This is a genomic window from Mucilaginibacter pallidiroseus (genome assembly GCF_007846085.1).
In the GTDB taxonomy this organism is placed as follows: Bacteria; Bacteroidota; Bacteroidia; order Sphingobacteriales; family Sphingobacteriaceae; genus Mucilaginibacter; species Mucilaginibacter pallidiroseus.
This window is the reverse complement of the sequence record NZ_VOEJ01000001.1, coordinates 432,502-455,127: the sequence shown is the minus strand read 5'-3', so window position 1 is coordinate 455,127 and position 22,626 is coordinate 432,502. Positions and strand designations below refer to the sequence as shown.

Genomic DNA, 22,626 nt, shown 5'->3' with positions numbered 1-22,626 from the left:
CCGCAAAATCGGGTTATTGATTTTAATGTTGTTTACAACTTCTTTGGCCTTTAGCCAAACTGAAGCGTTAAAGACAGTTGTAAACAGCCTTGCTTTTTATAAGCAAAAAAGTGATTTAACTTTTCTTGCACGCGCAAAAAAGTCTGCCGATAGCCTTGTTGTAACAAAAAAGGATTCGGCTGATATGGAGAAAAATATTTACAGGCTGATTGTAAACTCGAGCATTGTTTATACAGATTCCCTGAACAAGTTAAACCAGCCTGAAAATTTTCTTGACAATACTGCAGCGCTTGCCGACCAGTTGACAGCTAAAAAAAATGCTTATAAATTTCAATCTGAAATAAACTACTCAAAGCGCTGCATTACAAACGCTTATATACGTAGAGGCTTCGTATTAACACGAAATGCCGACTTTAAAAAGGCGATAGCTTGCTTTGAAAGAGCCAAAGCTTATTCACCTGGTTTCCGGCCAATTAATACTTACATTGCTTATGCAAGTAATAAGACCGGTAACATGCAGGATGCCGCCAAATATTATGATGGCCTGATCAATACAGATACTGCCAAGCTTGAATACATTCAGACAGCATCAAGCATTTACAAAACACTCGGCGATACGGCTAAAGCATTACAAGTAATTAAAAAGGGGAGGAAGCTTTATGCAACCGATAAGCAGCTATTGCAGGACGAAGCCAACATCTATAATAACAAAAGAGACTATAAAGCGTTAGAGAATTTGTTAATACCGCTCATTGAAAATAATGCGAATAGTGCAGACATTGCATTTGTAGCAGCCAATTGCTATGATAATTTAAACCAATTTGATAAGGCCGAGTCAATGTACCTGCGCGCTATTGAATTAAACGGATCGGCATTTGAACCGGTTTTCAATTTAGGTTTGCTTTACTTTAAACAAAGCGCAATTAAAACCAATGATGATGGCAAAAATATCACTAGCGCAATATTGTGGTTGGAGAAAGCCCACGAGATGATGCCGAATGATAAAAAAGGCTTGCAGTTACTGCAACTGGCTTATACAAAAACAGGTAACCAAAACCAATTGGACAGGATAAACGATCAATTAGAACAAATAACAAATTAAACACTATACGTTGTGATGTATCGAAAAACGACTACATTGCTTCATCATCCACTTTAAACAGACATAAATGAAAATTAGATTTCTGATGGCGGGCCTTTTAGGCTTAGTATCTGCGACGGCTTTCGCGCAAAAGGGAGAGCTTAACAGCGCACAAAGTAATTTTGACACGTATCAGGCTACTAAGGGCCAGCCCGTATTAGCAATGCCGAAACTTACAGCTGCAAAAACATCTATCGACAAAGCTGCCGCTAATGAAAAAACTGCTCAAATGCCGCAGACTTACGCGTTAAAAGGAGCCATATATGCTGCTTATGCAGAAATGGACACTGTAGAAACTACTTCAGTTCCATTATTTAACACCGCTGCTGAAGCATTGAAAAAAGCAAAAGAACTTGATACAAAAGGGGAGTACAAAAAGGTAATTGAAGACGGCAACATTTTATTGGCTTCACACCAGTTAAAAAAAGGTGTAAAAGAATACCAGGCAGGTAAATACGCAGATGCCTATAAATCTTTTGATTTTTACCGCCAAGTTTTGCCGGAGGATACCAACGCTATTTATTATACTTCAATTGCAGCTGTTAACTCTCAAAACTACCCGGCTGCAATTAGCGGATACAAAAAGCTTGTGACCACCAAATACTCGGGTAACGAGCGTGCTTACTTCGACCTTTCGTCACTTTATTTAAGTACCAAGGATACAGCAAGCGCTGCAAAAACTGTTGCTGAAGGTATTGCTAAATACCCTGCAAGTGCAGATTTGCGGAAACGTGAAATTGAAATTGCGTTGCAAACTGGTAAGCAAAAAGAAGTGTTAGATAAAGTTAACGCTGCCATTGCCAACGATCCAAAAAACAAAAACTTGTATTACTACGCCGGTCTTGCTTATTCACAAGGTATAGATCAAACTACAGCCGACATTGCAAAAGCTAAAGACCCGGCTACAAAAGGATCGTTAACTTCAAAAAGAGCTGAAAACATTGCCAAAGCTGAAGAGATGTACAAAAAAGCATTGGAAATAGATCCAAACTATTTTGAAGCAAATCTTAACCTTGGTTACGTTTTAATAAGCCCGGCTATTGAAGTTTATAATGCTGCAAACAAACTTCCGGCAAACAAACAAAAAGAGTACGATGCTGCAATTGCTAAGTCAAGCGTTATGTTTGATAAAGCAAAACCTTACTTGTTAAAAGCTGTAGAAATTAATCCTAAATCACAGGAAGCGTTAAATAACTTGCTAACATACTATAAAGGCAAGCGCGATGATGCCAATGCAGCAAAAATCAGTGCGAAAATCAAAGCTTTAAACTAAGTTTCAACTTATAATAAGAGCCTACTTAATAGAGTAGGCTCTTATTTTGAACTATTACTTAACATAATATTAATTATAATAAAATTTATTTGAACCGTGATTCAAGCATTTTTGGTTTTATAGATATTAATATTGCGAGGAAATAACTGGTGAGCGGTATATTAAGGTTGCTCAAAATCTATAATTGATTTCGTTATAACCGTACGAGAAAGTTTGTTTTGTAAGTCGCAACTTAAACCATCGAGTCAAAAAACAAAAAAAGCCGGACTCAAACAAGTCCGGCTTTTTTTGTTGTGCCAAAAAATTATGGTTTTTTAGTAGTGTCTTTGGTCATTGTATCAGTTTTCATGGCAGTGTCAGTTGTTGCAGCTGGCGTTGCCATGGTAGCTGTTGAATCAGTAGCCGAGCTATCAGATCCACTACCAGCAGCTTTTTCTGAGCTACAACCTGCAGCAATTGTACCAATCATTGTCGCGACCAAGGCGAAGCTTAAAATTTGCTTTTTCATTTTGATATTAGTTTGAAGTTGATAATCAAATGTTAACTTAAGTAATTATAACCGCTTATGTTATAAGTTGTTTTAATTATTGGGCAATTACTTTTCTAAAATTTCGCGTTGAATGACTGGGCATAATTGTCAATCAAACGTATTTGTTGAAAACATACTAATACAAAACTTAGTATTGGCAGTTATTTTTCTGATATTTAATGCAGATGGTAGTGTCACAGAATACTTTAAAATGGTTAATGCGCCTCTACCCTCCTCTTTTTTTTCAGCGGATTTGGGTTATAGGGTTTTATGACGATTTCAAGCAAGTAAATGTAAAAGTAAATAAGAGCTTACTAAATAAAAACCCTAACGGCTCTATTTTTGGCGGTACTATAATGACGGCCGCCGACCCTTTTTATCCTGTAATGTTTAGCCATTTGCTTGACCGAAAAGGAGAAAAAAAGTTAAGAATATGGTCAAAATCTGTTAGAGTAGATTTTCTTAAACCAGCTTTAACTAATCTATTTTTTCAGATTACATTGACGGATGATGAGGTAAACGAAGCCTTAGAGATTTTGACAGCTATTGGGAAGTTTGAGAAGGTGTACCATATTGAAATGTATAATAAAAAAAACGAGGTTTGCGCAGCGGTGGCTATAGAGGTTTATGTGCGTGACCTAACTTATCAACCAGTATTTTAAAATGGCAGTTATAATGAACGATGCCTATTTCCTTGACAAGGGCTACCAGATATCTACCGATAACAATTTAATTGACCGCGACGCCGTTTATGATTATCTGGCCAGCCATTCTTACTGGGCCAAGGGTTTAAATAAAGATGTGTTCAACAGGTCGGTAGATAACTCGTTGTGTTTTGGCATCTATAAAGACAGCAATCAATTAGGCTTTGCCCGCGTTGTAACAGATAAAGCAACATTTGCTTATTTATGCGATGTATTTGTTTTGCCGGCCCACAGGGGGATTGGCTTATCAAAATGGTTGGTACAATTTATCCTGGCTCATCCGGATTTGCAAGGTTTGCGCCGATGGTCATTAGCCACGGCAGATGCTCACGGCCTATACAAGCAATTTGGCTTTAGCGAAATTAATAATCCGGAGCGTTGGATGCAGATTTTTACGCCTTACAAAGTAAATTAAAACGGGAAACAATGAATTTACGAAGACAGATATTAGAGGGCGAAGGTGTTTCACTTGATTTTAAAAAAACCATCACCAGTTGCGAAAAAATCGCGAAAACGATGGTGTCATTTGCGAATAATGTTGGCGGCCGCTTACTTATTGGTGTGCTTGATGACGGTACAATAAAGGGCGTAAAATCTGAAGATGAAGAACGCTACATGATCACCAAAGCAGCTAATTTTTATGCACGGCCGGCGCTCGACCCGATTTTTGAGGAAGTTTACTACGATGACAAACTTGTATTGGTGGTAGACATTCCGGAAAGTAAAGACAAGCCACACTACTCCCTTGCAGAAGATGGCAAATGGTGGGTATACATTCGTGTAAAAGATAAAAGTGTACTTGCCAGTAAAATCGTTGTGGATGTGCTGCGGCAATCTTCAAGTAACGAAGGCGTGCTGATAGAATACTCATCAAAAGAAAAGGCGCTGTTGGAGCATCTTGACAAGGCAGAACGGATAAATGTTAAACAATTTTGTGAGTTACTTAATATTGGGCGCCGAAGGGCGCAGCGTATCCTGGTTAACTTGGTATTATCTGGCGTGATACGTGTACATACTACCGAAAAAGAGGAGTTTTATACAGCAAGCTAATATGCCACAGGCTTTTGTTACCTTTGCTGCCCCAATCAGCAAATGAAAGCCATATACCATAAGTATAAGTTCTATTACAGCGACAGCCTTAAGCTTGCCGTTCCTGTTGTGCTTTCACAAATTGGGCATACTTTGGTGCAACTGTCAGATACTATTATAGTTGGTCAGTTTGCAGGCACTAATGCGTTAGCAGGTGTATCACTGTCTATCAGTATATTTATTGTGCCTTTGGTAATTGGGCTTGGGATAAGTTATGGTATTACGCCATTGATAGCCCAACACAATGGCCGTAAAAACTATGCTGAATGTGGCAGACTACTAAGCAACAGCCTGCTGTTGAATATAATTACCGGCATTTTATTGTTTGCCCTGATCTATTCAGGCGTTACCCTTTTTATAGATAAGCTGCACCAGGCGCCTGCGGTAGTTGCGCAAGCGAAGCCGTTTTTGACGTTGCTTACTATCTCCATTATTCCGCTGATGGTGTTTGTTACGTTTAAGCAATTTGCAGAGGGATTAGGCTTCACCAAACAGGCCATGTACATAACTATTGCTGGCAACGTGCTTAACATCATTTTAGGCATTGTGATGGTGAAAGGAATGTTTGGTATTGCACCAATGGGGATACGTGGCGTTGGCTACTCAACACTTATAGACAGGTGTTTAATGGCCGTGGCAATGGGCTTTTATGTATTCCGCTCCCCCCTGTTCAAAAACTATCTTAAAGAATTTGCACTGCGAAATATTGAATGGGATCGCATCAGGCAGATACTCAAAATCGGTGTGCCCGTAGCCATGCAAGCAACTTTTGAGGTAAGCGCATTTGGCGGCGCATCAATTATTATAGGTACTATTGGCCCCGTGCAGCAGGCGGCACATCAAATAGCCTTATCATTAGCCAGCATGACGTATATGATGGCCAGCGGCATATCATCAGCAGCGGCAATACGCTCAGGGAATTATTTTGGCTCCGGCGATCATATTAAACTGCGCCTTTCGGCAATATCCAATTACCATATCGTAATTGGTTTTATGTGCGTTACGGCCGTTATTTTCACCATCTGCAATCAATGGCTTCCATGGCTTTACACCACAGACAGCGTAGTTACAGCAATAGCGTCGCAGTTGTTAATTGTTGCAGCATTCTTTCAGTTGTTTGATGGTACGCAGGTAGTAGGCCTTGGTGTATTGCGTGGTATTGGCGACGTTAAGGTGCCTACCATTATAACATTTATCTCTTACTGGATAATCGGTTTGCCTATTGGTTATCTGTTGGGTATAGTTTACAACTTCGGCGTTATGGGCGTTTGGTTTGGACTGGTGTCCGGGCTAATGGCAGCATCGGTAATGCTTTTCGTCCGCTTTCAAATCATCAGCAAAAAGCACGCTAATAACCACGGAAGCGCTACTATTATTTAAAAGTAGAGGTCGGTTGCCACCCGGTATGTATTGCAATGGGCGTCCACAATATTCCTTATATCAGGCGAATATCCACCACCCATGCTAACCTGTACGGGTACGCCTTGGCGTTTGCATAACTCAAGTACAACCCTGTCACGTTCTTTACAGCCTGCTTGTGTTAAAGCAAGTTTACCCAACTTGTCTGTAGCCAAAACGTCAACGCCTGACAAGTAGAATATAAAGTCCGGCTGCTGTTCATCAATTAAGCGTGGAAGTGTATCGTGCAAAAGCTCCAAATATCTGTCGTCGGCTATGCCGTCCTGTAAAGGTATATCGAGGTCAGATCGCTCCTTCCTGAACGGAAAATTCTTATCGGCATGCATAGAGAAGGTAAAAACACGCGGCTCATTTTTGAATATCTGAGCGGTGCCATTACCTTGATGCACATCTAAATCAACAATTAATATTGATTTACATAAACCACTATTTAATAAATAGTTAGCTGCCATTGCCTGATCATTTAACAGGCAAAAGCCCTCTCCCCAATTGCTGCCAGCATGGTGCGTACCACCTGCAACGTTAAAGGCAACACCATGCTGCATGGCGAAGTGGCAACCATCAATAGTGCCCCGGGCTATACAAATCTCCCGCTCTATCAACTGTGCTGATAAGGGAAACCCGGTACGGCGCTGTTCTTTTGGGGGCAGTGTTAAATCTCGCAATTGCTCCCAGTATGTTTTATCATGTGTTAGCAGGATAATTTCCTCATCCAGCGATTCTGGTGCAAAAAGATTTTCGGAACCTATCACGCCCTCGTGAATGAGCTGGGCAGGTATCAGCTCATACTTTAGCATCGGGAAGCGATGCCCCGGTGGTAGCGGATGCGCGTATATTGGATGGTAGGCTATTTTCAGCATAGAGGGATATTAGCTTAAAATTTCGCCTACGTGTAACTCAATGTTCTGGCAAATGGTATCCAATGGTAAATCGTTAGGATCTTTACCAAACGGGTCTTCAATTTCTTCGGCAATAAGCTCGATACTGGCAAATACAAAAAGTATAAACGCAATGCAAGGCATTACAAAATACTTTAAATCAAAAGCCCAGGTAAACGGCAGTGTAATGATATAAGTAAAAATGAATTTCTTTATAAATACGTTGTACGAAAAAGGAATGGGTGTTTTTTTGATCCGTTCGCAGGCACCACAAATATCAGTAAACGAAGTAATTTCGGTGGTGATACTTACCAATTGCTCCGGATTTATAATACCAGCTTGATTCAGTTTATATATCCTGCCAATTATTGAAGAGGCAATTTGATTAGGTACGTGTTTGTTGCTGTCCAGCTGCATAAAAGTTTGCTCTTCATTAGTGTACGTGTCGCGAAGATGATCTTTTAACGCCCTTGCGTACCTCGCAATACTATAATTAAAATATGCTGCATCATCCTTGCCAACAAGGTGCTTGAGTTTGATAGCAAGGTTACGGCTGTTGTTAACAAGGCTGCCCCATAGCTTGCGGCCCTCCCACCAGCGATCATAGGCAGAATTTATGCGGAAAGCCAGTAACAAGGAAAACATAAACCCAATGGTTTGGTGCACAAAGCTTACTTTTTTAAGCACATTGGTATCGGGCACGTGCAATAGATCCGTAATCAACCAAGTAACCAAGCCTGCATACGCAGCAACCGAAACCATAAGCGGGAACAGTTTACGCAAGGTATCGCCTTTATGCACCTGGAAGATAAAGGAGAACCAAAGTTTCGGATTGTAATAGATCATTGCGTTTATTTAAGGTCGATTACAGATTGAGCCAAAGTTGCTGCAGCTTTATAAACATCGGCAAACGTATTATACAATGGAACAGGGCTCATGCGAATTACATCCGGTTCGCGCCAATCGCCAATTACGCCGTTATCGGCCAGGTAATTAAAGGTTTCTTTAGCCCGATATTTACACACCACCGATAGTTGGCTTCCTCTCTCTGATTGGTTGCTTGGAGTAATGATTGTGAACAAATCTTCACCGTGCTTAAGATTGATTTCCTTTATCAGGAACTCAAGATAACCGGTAAGCATATCGCCTTTGGCTCGTAAAAGTTTAATGCCTCCTGCTTGTTCAAATATATCAAGCGAAGCCTTATGCATGGCCATTAGTATAATAGGGCTTGTGCTCACGTTCCATCCCTGGGCACCTACTTCCGGCTCAAAGCCCTGTGCCATCAAAAACTGCTTATCGCGGCGGTATCCCCACCAGCCCGCAAATCGATCAAGGCTATCATCATTAAAATGCTTTTCGTGCACAAATATACCGCTTATGCCCCCCGGACCCGAGTTCATGTACTTATAAGAACACCATGATGCAAAGTCAGCTCCCCAGTTGTGTAATTGCAATTCCACGTTACCGGCAGCGTGTGCAAGATCGAACCCCACGTACGCACCTGCCTCATGCGCTGCATTGGCAATAGCGGGCATATTAAACAATTGGCCCGTATAGTAATTTATTCCGCTAAACAGCACCAGGGCTATCTCCTCGGCGTTCTCTGCTATTTTGCTTAAGATGTCTTCGGTGCGTAGTGTTACTTCACCTTCGCGCGGAAATATCTCGATGATCGAGTCTACCGGGTCTAATCCATGAAATTTTACCTGGCTTTCAACAGCATATTGGTCTGATGGAAATGCACCAGCCTCCATCAATATCTTAATGCGTTTACCTGCTGGTTTATAGAAACTTACCATCAGTAAATGAAGATTTACTGTAAGCGAATTCATGATGGTAATCTCGGCCGGTTGAGCGCCCAACAAACCCGCCAACGGATTCAATAATGCCTTATGGTAACTCAACCATGGCTCATCTCCCTGGAACCACCCTTCAACAGCATGTTGCTGCCAGTTTCTTAGTTGCTGCTGTATATAGCTGCCTGCGCTTTTAGGCTGCAATCCCAAAGAGTTGCCACACAGATACACTGCATTCTGCGAGTTGTGCTGCGGTATAAAAAAGCTGTCGCGATACTGCTTAAGCTCATCTTCTGCATCTAACTGCTGTGCAAACTCAAGATTATTTTGATAATTCATTGTTCAATATTACTAAAATGCCGTGGCGCTTTATTACTTAGGGCTGCATATAAAATAATACAAGACGACTACTTATTGGGCTTGCTTACATAGATGTTGTTACGCACATAAAAGCGGTAAGGCAGCAAAGCATCCTCTTTAGCGTAAGCAACGCCAATACGTGGGCCCGCTGCAACTTGTTCATCAGGATAGTGGCACCCCCGATCTTCGATCCAAATGGTATCACCTTCCAAACTAATGGCGTTGATTTTACGGGATATACCCAACGCTTTAGTGACAGAACCCGGGCCTTTGGTAATATTTGGTTTTAAAACTTCCATACCACGACGCACGAGCATTGCTTCTATCCCATCGGTTGGCTCTATTGCCCTGATCAGAATAGCATGGGGTTGGCCCTCTGCAGATGTTACTACATTAAACATTTCGTGAATGCCGTAGCATAAATAAACGTAAGAAACTCCCCCTTCAAGGTACATGGTTTGGGTACGGTTCGTGTTGCGTCCGCGATATGCATGTGATGCTTTGTCAATAACACCGGCATAAGCTTCGGTCTCGGTGATGATACCGCCGGTAAGTTCTCCATCTATAAAAGTAAAGAGGTACTTACCTATCAAATCGCGGCTCAGCTCAACTACATCATTACTTTGGTAATAACTTTGCGGGAGTTTCATTTATCGGTTTAAAATATCGGCAAGCAGGGCATTTATCTCGTCGGCCCTGTCGAACACCATAATGTGTGTGCCGCCTTTAATAACCGCTGTTGGGTTAACAATGTTTTTATGAGGAAATACGAGGTCTTTATCACCGATGATATGGTAAAGATTGGGTGGAATTGTGCTGTTACGCCATTGAAGAACCGCACTCATCGCCCACTTCATGAACACTGGTGAAGAATTGCTCAGCATACTTTTAAACAAAGCAAGATCATTCGGTAGCATTTTACCAAACATTGGCTTTATCAATACTCCCAAGTGATTTATAAGTCCGCCGGGTATGACTTTGTAAACCGGCAGATTTCTGAAAAATTGAAAATAAAGGGGTGCCTCGCTATCGGTTTTAATACTTGAAATAAGTATAAGCTTGCTTATATGCAATTGCTTCGCTATCTCTACCGACAAAATTCCGCCAAGCGATACCCCAATGAGTATATCCTCATTCTTTATAACGTATTGTTTTACAATAGCTTTTGAATAAGTTTCTAAACTGTCAGTTTGTAATGGTTCGAGCCATTCGATCAATATGCATTCAAAGCCATTGGGCAAGATGATATTCTTACATAACCTACTATCGGCACCTAAGCCGGGTATCATAAAAACTTTAGTCATTAAAGTTTATTAGCGCTATGATTTGTTCAAGATACTGTGCATCCACTTCATCAAATGCGGCAAGGTCGGCGCTGTCGACGTCGAGTACACCTACCACACGGTTATCCTGGAGCAGCGGTAATACGATTTCTGAGCGTGACAATGAGCTGCAGGCAATATGGCCGGGAAACGCGTCAACATCGGGCACTATCAAAGTTTTGGCTTGCTCCCATGAAGCACCACAAACGCCTTTCCCTTTTAATATACGCGTGCAGGCCACCGGGCCCTGGAACGGACCTAAAACCAACTGTTCATTTTTAACAAGGTAAAACCCAACCCAAAACCAATCGAATTGCTCTTTAAGCGCCGCGGATATATTAGCCAGGTTAGCTACCAAATCGGGTTCGCCTTGCAATAGGGCTTCTATCTGTGGAATGATTGATTTGTACTGTTCTTCTTTACTTGCTGTAGTGATGATTTTTAAGTCTTCTGCCATAAAACAAAAGTAATGATGCGGTAATGAAAGTAAATAAGGTAAATATCATATTTAATATTTTATTTAGCGGTTAATGATTGTTAGCCTTACTATAGTTCGTTACCGAAAAGCGTTTGTACCATTTGCATTAATGGCCATGGCAGTGCACCGTTTGCCTATGATGTTGCAAAGCGGTTGCTCCTTTTGGAAACTGTTAGGTAGCGGTCACAACGGAACCTTTGATCTGCAACCTGATTGGCAGCAATGGGGCCTCCTGGCGGTTTGGGACAATCAGGAAGATTTTGAAAATTTTAGCCGTTCATCTTTTGTGAGCCGCTGGTGGAGAACATTGGCAACCGAAACCTGGACCATTTTATGCGAACCGTTGCAGAGCCACGGCAAATGGGACGGAAAAGAACCTTTCGGAAGACCTAAAAGCGCGGTGCCGCCCGGGCCAGTTGCCGTGCTTACCCGTGCTACAATTAAAATGAGCAGGCTTAAAAACTTTTGGTCTCATGTTGATGAAGTGGCAGCCTTGATGACAAAAGCGCCGGGATATATTGCATCGTTTGGTGTTGGCGAAGCACCGGTTTATCGACAGGCAACATTTTCAATCTGGACGGATCTTGAGCAGATGAAAGCGTTTGCTTATGGCAGCAAACAACATGCTGAGGTAATTAAAAAAACCCGGAGCGAGGGCTGGTATAGCGAAGAGCTTTTCGCCCGTTTCCGCATTATAAAAAGTGAAGGCTTGTTAAATGGCGAAGACCCCTTAGCCGGCCTGTTAAAATAAACTTTATGAGAGTTATTGCCGAATTACCCCATCCCGAATTTAAGATAACCATTATGAGCATGAACCAAAAGTTCATTGTTAAAATGGAAAAAGGAACGCTTGAACAAACCTATAAAATTCCCGAGATGGACTTAACAGAGGGCGTAAACAGCGTATTCGAAATATTAGATGAAGCGTTTTTAAAATTGATTGCCGACCGTTTTAATCAAATGCAAAGGGACTATTTAGACGCCTACTACAGGTATAATTACTGATGTAAATACAAAACATAAGTTCCTGTGAAGCAGGGTGATACAACACCAATCAAATCTTAGCAAAATTTTATTTGGTTTATAAGTCCTTCAAATAGTATATTAAATAAATCGTTTAAGAAAGACATCAATAATCCCATTCAGTAATATTTACAAACAAATGAAAATCAATTAACTAAACAATATAAATACGGCATACCAAATTTAATTTGGGATCATAATTGTCGAAATATTTGATTTGTTATTGCTTGGCGATTAATTCCAAAGTCTGCTCTATCCAATCTCTTTTTGGGCTGAGTAACACGTCTGGTTTGAAACCAATATCTTCATAGTTTACATACATCCGCTGGTCGGGCATATCTGTAATATATAACATATAGCGTCGGCTTTGCAACGTGTCTGACCGGCCGGTGTTGTTTCCGTAAGCAATGGTTCCGTTAGTATTTTCGCCGAGTACCTTTACGTTATCAAACCCTCTCAGGCGAATAGTAAACCGCTCGGCGTCGCTCATTGTGCGGTTGTTTACAATGATGTAAATATGGCCAGCATTCATGGCAAACTTTTGAAGCATTGTTATAAAATTGCCTGAAGCTTTGTAACCGCCTCCCCCGTTGTTACGCAAGTCGACAATGACCTTATTGGCGCTCAGCGAATCTTTGACCATATCATAAAATTGCTGAGCAAAGGCTACATTTTTCTCATTAGATGAAAAGCTACCTAGGCGCATGTATTTGATACCGCCGGATAAGGATTTGAAATGAAACTTAGGCAGGTCATCACTGATGTTTACATAGTCAACTGCTTCAGGATTTTTGCGGTAACGGGTTTCGGTAAGGTTACCGTGCATAAATTTCTCATTGCGCAAAAAACCAAATGCTTTCCCTCCAATTTGTGCGGCATAACATCTAAACCTGTTTAGTTGATATTCTTTTAATACAATAGCTATTTGCCCGGGTTGCCAATGCGGCAATCTACTTCCCAGTACAACCCCTACCAGACTATCTTTCTTAGCCGTCCGATAAACCCCAATGGTAAGATATCGTTGCCCATAATAGTAAATGCCCTCAACATCGCTAACGGGCTTGGCTTTCAAAACGCTTGTTAATTTATCAAGATTTACCCTGCTACTAGGATAGTTTCTAAATTCCGGTGAAGCTTTGTACACCTTAATGAAAGCGGTATCCGCGAGTTGTGCTTGAGTAATTACGGTTTTAGCCACCTGGGACAAATAGGCATGGTTATCTTTTATCGGCTCCATTAGCCTGGTAAGCTTTATAAAATAATCGAAATCGCTCACCGGTTTTTCGACAAGTAAATGCTCATAAAGTTTATGGTAAGCAATTTCAGTATCGCCTGTTATTTGGGCTTTGTATGAGGGCAGTTGCTTTACTATTCCGTAAAGGCTTTTAACATCCTCTTGATAGGCGCTAACATCTTGGGCCATTACTCCTAAAGGCAATAACAAAATTATAAAGCTGAGTAATGTGTATTTAAACTTCATTAATATCTATATTACAGTAAGTTATGATAGTTTATTTAAGCTTCGTTTACTAGTTCTGCAACCAGTTTTGGCACCCCTTCTGAGGCTTTAGTAGGAATATTTATGATACGCCCGTTGTGAATAGCGGGTATATTAGGATCGACAATGTATTTGACAGCGTTTGCAGGTACGTAATTTACAAGCCCTGCAGCTGGGTATACGGCAAGGGAAGTCCCCACCACAATGAAGATATCTGCCTCGGTACAAATTTGAGCGGCTTTCTCGATCAAAGGCACCGGCTCACCAAACCAAACAACGTGTGCCCGTAATTGCGAACCCAATTCGCATGTTTCGCCCATCTTGATTTCCGAGCCGTTAACAGGGTAAGTAAGATTTGGATTGATGCTTGATTGTGACCGGGTAATTACGCCATGCAGGTGCAGTACATTGGCCGACCCGGCGCGCTCATGCAGGTCATCAATATTTTGAGTGATAATAGTTACGTGATAATGTTGCTCAAGCTCAACCAAGGCGCTATGGGCAATGTTAGGTTTGGCATTTAATACGTCTCGTCGGCGCATGTTATAAAACTCCTGCACCAGCGCGGGATTTACTTGCCATGCTTCCGGCGTGGCAACGTCTTCAATGTTGTAACCCTCCCATAACCCGTCACTATCTCTAAACGTCTTTAGGCCGCTCTCGGCACTTATTCCCGCTCCGGTAAGCACTACTACCCTTTTCATCTTTTCAACGTTTAAAACGGAAATATACAAATCAAATTCTTAGTAAAAGTAAAAAGGCGGTTATGCTCATCGCATAGCCGCCTTTACATTAATAGCGTAAACTGATTGTTTACAATGATAATTGCTTTTTAGGTTGTAAAAGTGTGTATTTGCTTTTTGCAAGTTCGAAGCCGCCAAACAGTATTGCTCCGTACGCTGCATCAGCAATAAGCATATTCAACTCAAACGGAATGGCTTTAACTAACAGTGCACCATAACCCGCCCAGGTAAATGGTATACCATAAACAACCGGCAAATCCATAACGAGCCAGTGTATCAAAACAGCAGCTAATGAAGCCATTGCAACGCTGCCGATGTTTACTTTCCTTATTAAGCTACCAATGTATACCATCAACATAAAACATCCGTACATCCAGAGTGAACTTGCGTAAAACGCAAAAAACGTTGAAGTGTATATGTAATTTATTAAAAGGTCGCTTATCACCAATGTAATAAGGGGCACAAGGTAAGCTTTCCACTTGTCTGTAAAATACGCGCCGCCAAATAAAGCAACCGCACCAACCGGCGTAAAATTACTTAGAGCGGGTACCTGCGTATTTACAAGGCGCATTGCTATAGCAGCAATTACGGCGCCTACCAATACGTAATTACGAACATTTGTTTTTTGAAGCGACATGGTGATTTATATAGGGCAAATTTATTGATTATACCTGTAACCCAAAAATGCTATTTATTTACAAAAACTACTGCGCCTGGTGTAATGCCGGTAGTGATAGGATAACCTTTTACTAATTTACCATCTTTACCAAAGGCAAATAATTGCCCGTTTGTAGCATAGTTTTTAGCATCCATAACAAACAGCTGTTGGTTAATATCATCGTAAGCAATATTAAAAGGCGATGTGATTGCAGTATTGTCAGTAATAAAATTTTCCTTTTCTACCTTTTGGGTTTTGGTGTTATAAACCAAAATTCCGTTGCTTGCAGATATATAGTAGATGTAGTCGCCATTATTTACAATTGACGAACCATAACCACCGGCCAAGTCGGCACTTGTCAACGTTACCGCATCCGTTGCATTGTTTATGATGGTGAGGCCTGCAGCGATACTTTTATAATCGCCGTTCGATAATACGTAAACGTGGCCATAACTATCAGCACCTATACTGGTTGGATTTGCAACCACTTCAACTTTTTTAGTTTCGGTAAGCGTGCTTAAGTTAATGACTGACACTGTTTTATCCGGATTTCCAAAATCCAATCCGCCTGAATTTGCCACATAAAGTTTATTATTCGAGATAACCATTTGCTCGGGATTGCGGCCTACGGTAATATACTTTTCGATAGCAAGGCTTGCAGTATCCAAAACCGCCACAGTACCATCGTAAGATGAGATAAATGCTTTGTTTTTATTAAACACGATATACCTAGGCTGACGGGCCGCGGTACCGTTAAGCATGCTAATACGCTTAATTGATTTTGTAGTTTTCGGGTCAACTACTTCTATGGTGCTTGATACGTTAACCACGATATACATTTTTGAGCCGTATATTTTAATGTCGTTACCTGTATCGCCAAGCTTCGTACCGTTCACAGCGCTAAAAATGTCAGACGTGCTGCTTTGCGTGGCATAATTGAAATAAGTAAGCGTTGAATTATTAGCATTTATATTACCCTGGTTTAAAATGTAAACGCCTGCCCTTTCGGCAGGGATGTCAATTGGTTCTACTATCCTGTCTTTTTTACAGGCGCTCAACGCGGCGACAAGTGTAATTGCTGTAAATAAATTTTTGAAGTTAAAGTGTTTCATGTATGTATTAAATGGTTATTTGAAATGAAAGCCTGTATGAGCGCCCCGGCATAGGGTAGCTCCTAATGATCGAATAATTTTTGTTAGATAAGTTGTTGGCCTCTACAGATAACTGCGCCGGCATGGCTCCGGCTTTGAAGTGATATATGGCCGAAGCATCCGTGACGCCATATCCCGGCACAAGATATTCAGGCAGGTTATTGCCCGTATAGTACCTGTGCGATGATAAAAGATGATTAACGTATATGCTGAAGGCTTTACAGTTTACTCCGGCGTTTAACGCAAGCGTGTGTTTAGGGGTATAAGGTATTTGCTGCAAGTAAGTTGATGATGACTCGTCGCTTACATCAATTGCCTTTTGGAAGGTATAACTTGCCGCTGCCGATAAGCTCCAGTTGCTTATTTGGTGCGTTTGAATTTTTAGCGTAACATCAATACCTTTTATATCAACCTTACCAATATTACTAAACGAATAAATTGCGGGGTTTTTGTTGGGTATAGCCAGTATTTTGTTGGCTACATGGTTATAGTAGGCATCGGATGTTAACTCAATATCTTGCAACAAGTTATCTGTTTTAACTTGATAGGTTGCACCGAGGTTGTACTGCTTTACGTCTTCAGGTTTAATAGTGCGTGGTAATATTGCGTAGAAATAGAGTTCGTCCAGCGTTGGCGCTCTAAAAATGTCTTTGTAAAATGCCCTTATCAATAAGCCAGTATGGTCGAAAGGCTTAAACGAAGCCATTAGTGTAGGCTTTAATATCGACTGAGAGGCCATGGGTTTACCCTGCTTAACACGTTCGCCAATGTTCGTCTGTAAAAGGTTTCCCTGCAACATCCAATTGCCTTTGGTAAGCTTACTGGCCAAAACATTTAAAAGCGTAAACCTTCCCGGATACGCGTAGTTGTAGATATCTGCATCCATTTTAATATACGATGCATCTACAGCGTATGAAACTTCCCAACCCGGCAGTAGTTGATAAGCAATAGCAGCTGACTGATATGCCTCCCGCTGCCTGTAATGCTGATCTAAATAACCTTGCGTGTTTAAAAATTGAGGGTCGAGATAGCGGGTTTTAAGTTGAGATACTTTGCTGCTTAACAAGATGCGTAGGCTGTTTTTAAATGTGCGGCTATATTTTGCTTGTACAAAGGCATCTTCGTTCTCAAGCCGCTCAGTTGTGTATGGGTTGTAGAAGATGACCGCACCAGGAAGTCCTCTTTTTGAGTTGTAATAATTGAAGCGAACAGTTAGATCGCTGCTGTCGCTTTTATGCCAGTACACTGCCGCATCTGCCTGTAAAGCTTTAACATCGCCGTTGCGTCTTACAGCCAATGTATCCGAGCCATCGCCTTCAACTTTATATTTGTAACGCCCGTTTGCGTAAGTGTAATTGGCATTGGCTACTAAGGACCAACTAGCATTCAGCCTTTGCTGCCATTGGAAATACGGGTTAACCAATCCAAATGATCCGCCCTTAACACCAGCCAACACGTGGTATGGCTTGATAATACTAAGGTTCGGCACAATGCTCTTAACGCTTAGCACACTGCCTGCCGCAAATGCCCTGGCCGGCTGCAACAGATCGTCGGGCTGGCCGTTGAACAGGGCAACCTGGCTTACATTGGTAAGTACAAACTTGCTCAGGTCTATTTGCCCGTTTTGCGCATCGTTTATTTGTACGCCATCTAACAAAACAGCAGTATGTGTACTGCCCAGGCTTCTAACTGATATGGTTTTTAAACCACCAATTCCTCCGTAATCTTTCACGTTAACACCGGCAAAGTTCCTCACCGCATCTGCAACGTTCAGGGCATTTAGTTTAATAAAATCTGTAGAGTTTATTTGTTGAGCCGACGTAATAGTTTTGTTATTTAATCTACTGGTCGCAATTATAGTAACCTCATTTAACTTTCGTGAGGTGGTGTCTGTTTGGGCCATTGCAGCCAAGCTTACAAACCATAAAAGCGGCCAAAGCAAATAACTCAGCCTTGAAGCCGGTTTCCTGAAAAGGATTAAATAGTGTACGTGCGCCATGTAATTGCATACACACAGCATATGGAAAAGTACAGAAATGCAAATAGCTGCTTCCTTTTTTAAAAGCCAATCCACATTCGAGCCTCAATCCACGAAAGCTATGAATAATATAATGCTGAGGCAGGTATTCTGACTTGCTCCCCTTGGCCCTGTCTTCCCACCGGGCAAAGCCGGCAGTGACATAAAGATTGGGTTGTGGTTAATAGAGCTTACAGCTGCGGGACAGTTACGGATTTTCACCGTATTCCCTTTTAATTCCGTACCAAAACCAATTTTGATACGAAAACCTAAAGCGATGCAAATGTACTATAAAAGTGCCATTGGGCAAGCTGCAAATATCGCGCTTAGTTAATATAATTTCAATTAACGAAAACCCGCCCGCCAATGAAGTGTTTAACAATGTAAATAAACAACTATGACAACTACAGCATTAAAATACAGATGGAGAGACACTTCTGCAGATTTCGACCATGTAGAAAAGAATATAAACCTGTCTTCGGCCGAGCGTACAGTATCAATAGCAACCGGGGTTAAATTAGCACTGGCCGGCTTTAAAGGCATTTTTAAGCATCCTTTTAGCAGCATAATTAAGCTCGGGGCAGGCGGCTACCTGCTAAACAGGGGCATAACAGGGCATTGTGATATCTATCAACGTATGGGCCGCAATTCAACAGAGCCTGTAAATGTAAATATCCGTTCATCATTTTTTGTGGATAAGCCACGCCAGGAGGTTTATAACTTTTGGCGCAAGCTTGATAACCTGCCGCTTTTCATGAAACATCTGAAAAGTGTAGATCTTATTGATGATACGCGTTCGCATTGGGTATTAAAATTACCTGCAGATGTAGCGGCCATTAGCTGGGATGCAGAAATTGTAAAAGATGAGCCAGGCTACATGATTGGATGGAGTTCATTACCAGATTCGATGCTTGACAATGCGGGCAAGGTACGTTTCCAGGACAGTCCAGATGGCGAGGGCACGTTAATAGACATAACTATATCCTACCGACCACCGGCAGGCGGTTTCGGTGGCAGTATAGCCCATATATTAAACCCGGTATTTAAAAACATGGTTGATACCGATGTGCGTAACTTTAAGCAGTACATGGATCTATCAGACAGTTATGTAACCTTTGATGATGAACCGGTAGCGCTTATCATTGAAGAAGCTACTATAATAGAACCGTCAGCGTCTGAATCAGATACTGATGATAAACAATCGCCATACTCGAGCGATAAGGGGCAGCAACCAACCGGGCAAAACTCGGTTATATAAGTGGTTGTGAAAACGAAGGCCTGTCCGATTGGACAGGCCTTATTATTTAATAGGTTTTTAACTGTCAGCAGCTCTCAAAGGTGTTCGACAGGCTTTGACTGGCTTCTGGTAATGGCGCAGCAGATTGAGTTTTTGAAACACTTTTGCCTTTTCAAACCTACCTCCTGTGCCTGCGTCTCCGCTTCGATTCAACAGTTTTCTTCTTCCTGGTTGACGATGTTTTCTTTTTGACTGTTGTTGGTTGGGCTACGCTTTGTGTTGAGCTTTGGCTCTTTACATCTGTTGAGTCTTTGCTCAGTTGTTCAACCGAAAAACTATTACTTCGTAGCGTGTATTCCAACTGCCTTTTAGCGCCCGTTTTTGTCGCTGCTGAATCATTCGATGTGTAGATTGGAAATTCGCGTATGAGCTTACCATCGCGGATATAAAAATTATCTTCGCCACGATATCCTTTGCGTTGTGAGCGTGTAAGCTTAGGAAAATCAAGCTTGTTCGCATCGCTGTTATTAAACTCAAATGCGTAAACGCGGGCATAATTAACGGTGTCTTTCCCCTTGCTTTGTATCAATATCTCGGGGTTGCCGTCGGTATCCATATCAGCATTGTAAACGTCGGTAATGGTGCCGTCCAAATCGCCTGTGGTAGTGGTGTATTTCATACCTGCCGAGTCGGAGTGCAAGATAGCGTAGGCGCCTACCGCGCTCGATCCCCTTCCCCAGCTAACCACATCGTAAGTTTGCCCCGGCGATACCTCAATTGCTTTGTGAAACCTGAATGGCTGCATCAATGCCGGCTTTTGAGGCGTAGCTTGTGTTGCAGGTTTTTTGTCTTCGCTGCAAGCTGCCGCTAACAGGCAAACGGACAAGAATATGTACTTGCTAAACTTCATATTCGCAGGGCTTTCTTAATTAAACATCATATCTGGCGACACCTCTCCTTTTGGCTTTCCAGGTATTGTCATAAATACCCTTAAGCCACTTCCAGATGTATTGGCATCCACATATTTTATGGTGATTCTGTGATACCCTCTTAATAGCGGCACTACGCCTGCTTGTTCAATCGTACCTGTGCGTCCGTCATTATCCACAATTGGCACATCATCAATTGACAAAACCGAACCGTTTGATGACTGAGTTGAAAAGCCGTAATTACCATCAGTATCAATTTTCACATACCCGTAAAACACTACGCCATATTTATTAAACGCCTTTTTAAACGCACTTAGTGCAGTGCTAAAGCTCTTGGCAACACCTGTATCAATAACCGCTGCCGGGTTTATCTGGGTGGTATTTACATAGGTGCCCGCAGAAACCTGATATTTTAATCCCTGCGTGTTGCCATTGTAAGCAACCGGAGCCATAGGTGCTTTATTAAATATTTTGGCAGCAGTAATGGCACTGCGTTTACCAGTTGGGGTAACAACAATGGTCTTTAAATCGCGGTACTCGTTGAGCGGAATTGGATACGTAACCGGGCCGTTGTAAAGCTTTTCAGTTTCGCGTGGTGTATATCCGTCGATAGTATAATAAATTTTAGCACCCTTAACCGGCGACTTTAAGTTTACTGTAAACTGTGATGCAATGAATGTAGTATCAGTTGCGCCGATTGCGGTTGGCACACGGTAGTTGAAACCTTCCTTATCCAGCCAGGCCAATTGCCCGGGCAAACGGGTTTCTAAAAAATCTTTAAAGTTTTTATTAGCCACCGGTGACCAAGCGACTTCTGATAGCGCCAGTAAACGTGGCAATATCATGTACTCCACTTTGGCTTCGGTTGTGATGTACTCTGTCCACAGATTAGCTTGTACGCCTTTTATAAATTTCTGCTGATCGGGCGTTAAGCTAGCCGGGGTTGGGTTATAAGCATATGTTTTTTGTATTGGCGACCAGCCACCTATACCAACCGGCTCCTGGTTTAGCTTGCCTTGTGTATGGTCAAAATACAGGCCCTGGCTGCTTGGCGTCATGATAACATCGTGGTGTTGCTTGGCAGCTTCAATACCGCCTTCCTCGCCTCTCCAGCTCATAACGGTAGCATTGGGCGCAAGCCCTCCTTCTAATATCTCATCCCAGCCAATTATACTGCGGCCTTTGCTGTTAACAAATTTTTCCATCCGCTGCACAAAATAGCTTTGCAGGCCGTGCTCATCTTTAAGCTTCAAATGTTTTATCAGATCCTGGCAAAATTTCGATTGCTTCCAGATATCCTTAGGCGCTTCGTCACCACCTATATGAATATATTTACTCGGGAACAGCTCAAAAACCTCTGTGAGTACATCCTGTAAAAAGCCAAATGTTTTTTCGGACGGGCAGAATATATTGTTGAATACCCCCCACTTTTGTGCAACCTCATATTTAAGGCTTGGGTCGCAGCTCAGCTCCGGGTAAGCAGTTAAGGCAGCCAATGCATGGCCCGGCATTTCTATCTCGGGCACAACGTTAACATAACGGTCGGCCGCATATTTAACAACCTCGCGTATTTGGTCCTGGGTGTAATATCCCGATACCGGCACGCCGTCATAATGGTGCGGTTGGCGATCACGGTAATTTCCAATCACCGTTTGCGCGCGGGTACTGCCTACGGAGGTTAACCTTGGATATTTTTTTATTTCGATCCGCCAGCCCTGATCATCTGTTAAGTGCCAGTGAAAGTTATTCAGCTTGTACGCAGCTATGAGGTCGATATAACGTTTTACAAACTCTACAGAATAAAAATGACGGCAAACGTCAAGCATTAAACCGCGGTAGCCAAAACGAGGGTAATCTTCAATTACTGCCGTTGGGATCTTGGCGGTGGCACCTCGTTCCAGCGGCATCAACTGCAATAGCGTTTGCATACCGTAAAACAAGCCTGCGCCCTTGCCGGCTACAATTATTTGCTGCGGCGTAATGGTTAGGCGATAACCTTCGGCGGGCAAATTCTCTGTCCCGGCAGATGTAAACTGGATAGTATTACTGCCGGCATTTGCATTGCGCAAACCAACCTGTTTGTTGTAAGCCAGGTTGTCTGCCAGGTATCTTGAAAAAAACTGAACAGCTTTGTTATTAGGAGTATCGGCCTGTACAATTGTTTGCTGACTCAACACAAACTGACCTTGCGTTTTTTTAACCGATACTGGTGCGGGTACTATGCCCATGTAAGGGTCGGTGTCCTGTGCTTTTAAGGTGACTGAAGAAATTGTTAAGGCACAAAAAAGCAACGGGATTATCTTTTTATACATAGCTTATAATTAACGGATTTATTACCAACCGTGAAAATAAGATATTTTGAAAAAACCGCGCTATTA

The 22,626-nt window shown here is 42.0% G+C and carries 23 protein-coding genes and 1 riboswitch; of the genes, 9 read left to right on the top strand and 14 right to left on the bottom strand.

The window, feature by feature from the left end:
* Positions 1-25: 25 nt before the first annotated feature.
* Together FPZ43_RS02050 and FPZ43_RS02045 are read left to right on the top strand one after the other, a co-directional pair.
* Entirely contained in the window at positions 26-1,102 is a 1,077-nt protein-coding gene (locus FPZ43_RS02050; protein ID WP_186461740.1) for a tetratricopeptide repeat protein, read from the top strand.
* A 67-nt stretch (positions 1,103-1,169) separates the two neighbouring features.
* Positions 1,170-2,414 (top strand): tetratricopeptide repeat protein, encoded by a 1,245-nt coding sequence (locus FPZ43_RS02045; protein WP_146380177.1) that lies wholly within the window; start codon positions 1,170-1,172, stop codon positions 2,412-2,414.
* A gap of 304 nt (positions 2,415-2,718) precedes the next feature.
* Here the strand turns inward: FPZ43_RS02045 and FPZ43_RS02040 are convergent, their stop codons facing one another.
* Complete coding sequence (locus FPZ43_RS02040; RefSeq protein ID WP_146380176.1) at positions 2,719-2,922, bottom strand: hypothetical protein; 204 nt, start codon at positions 2,920-2,922, stop codon at positions 2,719-2,721.
* A 200-nt stretch (positions 2,923-3,122) separates the two neighbouring features.
* Here FPZ43_RS02040 and FPZ43_RS02035 point away from each other — a divergent pair, with 200 nt between their 5' ends.
* From FPZ43_RS02035 to FPZ43_RS02020, 4 genes are read left to right on the top strand one after another with little or no spacing between them, the layout of a single operon-like run.
* Positions 3,123-3,605, top strand: coding sequence for a PaaI family thioesterase (locus FPZ43_RS02035; protein WP_315897955.1), 483 nt, complete (start codon positions 3,123-3,125; stop codon positions 3,603-3,605).
* Position 3,606: 1 nt separating this feature from the next.
* Positions 3,607-4,062 (top strand): GNAT family N-acetyltransferase, encoded by a 456-nt coding sequence (locus FPZ43_RS02030; protein ID WP_186461739.1) that lies wholly within the window; start codon positions 3,607-3,609, stop codon positions 4,060-4,062.
* A gap of 11 nt (positions 4,063-4,073) precedes the next feature.
* Entirely contained in the window at positions 4,074-4,697 is a 624-nt protein-coding gene (locus FPZ43_RS02025; RefSeq protein WP_146380174.1) for an AlbA family DNA-binding domain-containing protein, read from the top strand.
* A gap of 42 nt (positions 4,698-4,739) precedes the next feature.
* The gene (locus FPZ43_RS02020; protein ID WP_146380173.1) at positions 4,740-6,116 is read left to right on the top strand and encodes an MATE family efflux transporter; all 1,377 of its coding nucleotides are present in this window, start codon (positions 4,740-4,742) and stop codon (positions 6,114-6,116) included.
* Here the strand turns inward: FPZ43_RS02020 and FPZ43_RS02015 are convergent.
* The 6 genes from FPZ43_RS02015 to FPZ43_RS01990 all read right to left on the bottom strand — a co-directional run bounded on the left by FPZ43_RS02015 (position 6,113) and on the right by FPZ43_RS01990 (position 10,971).
* Positions 6,113-7,015, bottom strand: coding sequence for a histone deacetylase family protein (locus FPZ43_RS02015; protein ID WP_146380172.1), 903 nt, complete (start codon positions 7,013-7,015; stop codon positions 6,113-6,115). The genes FPZ43_RS02020 and FPZ43_RS02015 overlap by 4 nt on opposite strands.
* A gap of 9 nt (positions 7,016-7,024) precedes the next feature.
* Positions 7,025-7,879, bottom strand: coding sequence for a bestrophin family protein (locus FPZ43_RS02010; RefSeq protein WP_146380171.1), 855 nt, complete (start codon positions 7,877-7,879; stop codon positions 7,025-7,027).
* A gap of 5 nt (positions 7,880-7,884) precedes the next feature.
* Positions 7,885-9,171, bottom strand: a complete 1,287-nt coding sequence (kynU, locus tag FPZ43_RS02005; protein ID WP_146380170.1) for a kynureninase — start codon at positions 9,169-9,171, stop codon at positions 7,885-7,887.
* Positions 9,172-9,239: 68 nt separating this feature from the next.
* Positions 9,240-9,842, bottom strand: a complete 603-nt coding sequence (locus tag FPZ43_RS02000; RefSeq protein WP_146380169.1) for a DNA-3-methyladenine glycosylase — start codon at positions 9,840-9,842, stop codon at positions 9,240-9,242.
* Positions 9,843-10,496, bottom strand: a complete 654-nt coding sequence (locus FPZ43_RS01995; RefSeq protein WP_146380168.1) for an alpha/beta fold hydrolase — start codon at positions 10,494-10,496, stop codon at positions 9,843-9,845.
* Positions 10,489-10,971, bottom strand: a complete 483-nt coding sequence (locus FPZ43_RS01990) for a GAF domain-containing protein (RefSeq protein ID WP_146380167.1) — start codon at positions 10,969-10,971, stop codon at positions 10,489-10,491. The genes FPZ43_RS01995 and FPZ43_RS01990 overlap by 8 nt, the downstream gene beginning before the upstream one ends.
* Before the next feature lie 73 nt (positions 10,972-11,044).
* On the opposite strand from FPZ43_RS01990, the gene FPZ43_RS01985 reads away from it, so the two are divergent.
* Both FPZ43_RS01985 and FPZ43_RS01980 read left to right on the top strand, forming a co-directional pair.
* Entirely contained in the window at positions 11,045-11,743 is a 699-nt protein-coding gene (locus tag FPZ43_RS01985) for a DUF3291 domain-containing protein (protein ID WP_146380166.1), read from the top strand.
* A 5-nt stretch (positions 11,744-11,748) separates the two neighbouring features.
* Entirely contained in the window at positions 11,749-11,997 is a 249-nt protein-coding gene (locus FPZ43_RS01980) for a hypothetical protein (protein WP_146380165.1), read from the top strand.
* Positions 11,998-12,235: 238 nt separating this feature from the next.
* Here the strand turns inward: FPZ43_RS01980 and FPZ43_RS01975 are convergent, their stop codons facing one another.
* From FPZ43_RS01975 to FPZ43_RS01955, 5 genes are all read right to left on the bottom strand, one after another.
* Positions 12,236-13,495 carry a S41 family peptidase gene (locus tag FPZ43_RS01975; protein WP_146380164.1) on the bottom strand — a complete coding sequence of 420 codons (1,260 nt, stop codon included), beginning with the start codon at positions 13,493-13,495 and terminating at the stop codon, positions 12,236-12,238.
* A 35-nt stretch (positions 13,496-13,530) separates the two neighbouring features.
* Positions 13,531-14,217 (bottom strand): SIR2 family NAD-dependent protein deacylase, encoded by a 687-nt coding sequence (locus FPZ43_RS01970; RefSeq protein ID WP_146380163.1) that lies wholly within the window; start codon positions 14,215-14,217, stop codon positions 13,531-13,533.
* A 109-nt stretch (positions 14,218-14,326) separates the two neighbouring features.
* Positions 14,327-14,893, bottom strand: coding sequence for a DUF6580 family putative transport protein (locus FPZ43_RS01965; protein WP_146380162.1), 567 nt, complete (start codon positions 14,891-14,893; stop codon positions 14,327-14,329).
* Between the two features lie 50 nt (positions 14,894-14,943).
* Positions 14,944-16,026, bottom strand: a complete 1,083-nt coding sequence (locus FPZ43_RS01960) for a DUF5074 domain-containing protein (RefSeq protein WP_146380161.1) — start codon at positions 16,024-16,026, stop codon at positions 14,944-14,946.
* Between the two features lie 7 nt (positions 16,027-16,033).
* Positions 16,034-17,968 carry a TonB-dependent receptor plug domain-containing protein gene (locus FPZ43_RS01955; protein WP_186461738.1) on the bottom strand — a complete coding sequence of 645 codons (1,935 nt, stop codon included), beginning with the start codon at positions 17,966-17,968 and terminating at the stop codon, positions 16,034-16,036.
* A 198-nt stretch (positions 17,969-18,166) separates the two neighbouring features.
* Positions 18,167-18,370, bottom strand: a riboswitch (cobalamin riboswitch).
* Between the two features lie 109 nt (positions 18,371-18,479).
* On the opposite strand from FPZ43_RS01955, the gene FPZ43_RS01950 reads away from it, so the two are divergent.
* A complete protein-coding gene (locus tag FPZ43_RS01950) occupies positions 18,480-19,340 on the top strand; it encodes an SRPBCC family protein (RefSeq protein ID WP_146380159.1) in 861 nt (286 codons plus the stop codon).
* A 157-nt stretch (positions 19,341-19,497) separates the two neighbouring features.
* Here FPZ43_RS01950 and FPZ43_RS01945 read toward each other — a convergent pair whose 3' ends face one another.
* Positions 19,498-20,229, bottom strand: coding sequence for a PliI family lysozyme inhibitor of I-type lysozyme (locus FPZ43_RS01945; protein WP_146380158.1), 732 nt, complete (start codon positions 20,227-20,229; stop codon positions 19,498-19,500).
* A gap of 15 nt (positions 20,230-20,244) precedes the next feature.
* Entirely contained in the window at positions 20,245-22,560 is a 2,316-nt protein-coding gene (locus FPZ43_RS01940; protein ID WP_146380157.1) for a family 20 glycosylhydrolase, read from the bottom strand.
* Positions 22,561-22,626 lie beyond the last annotated feature (66 nt).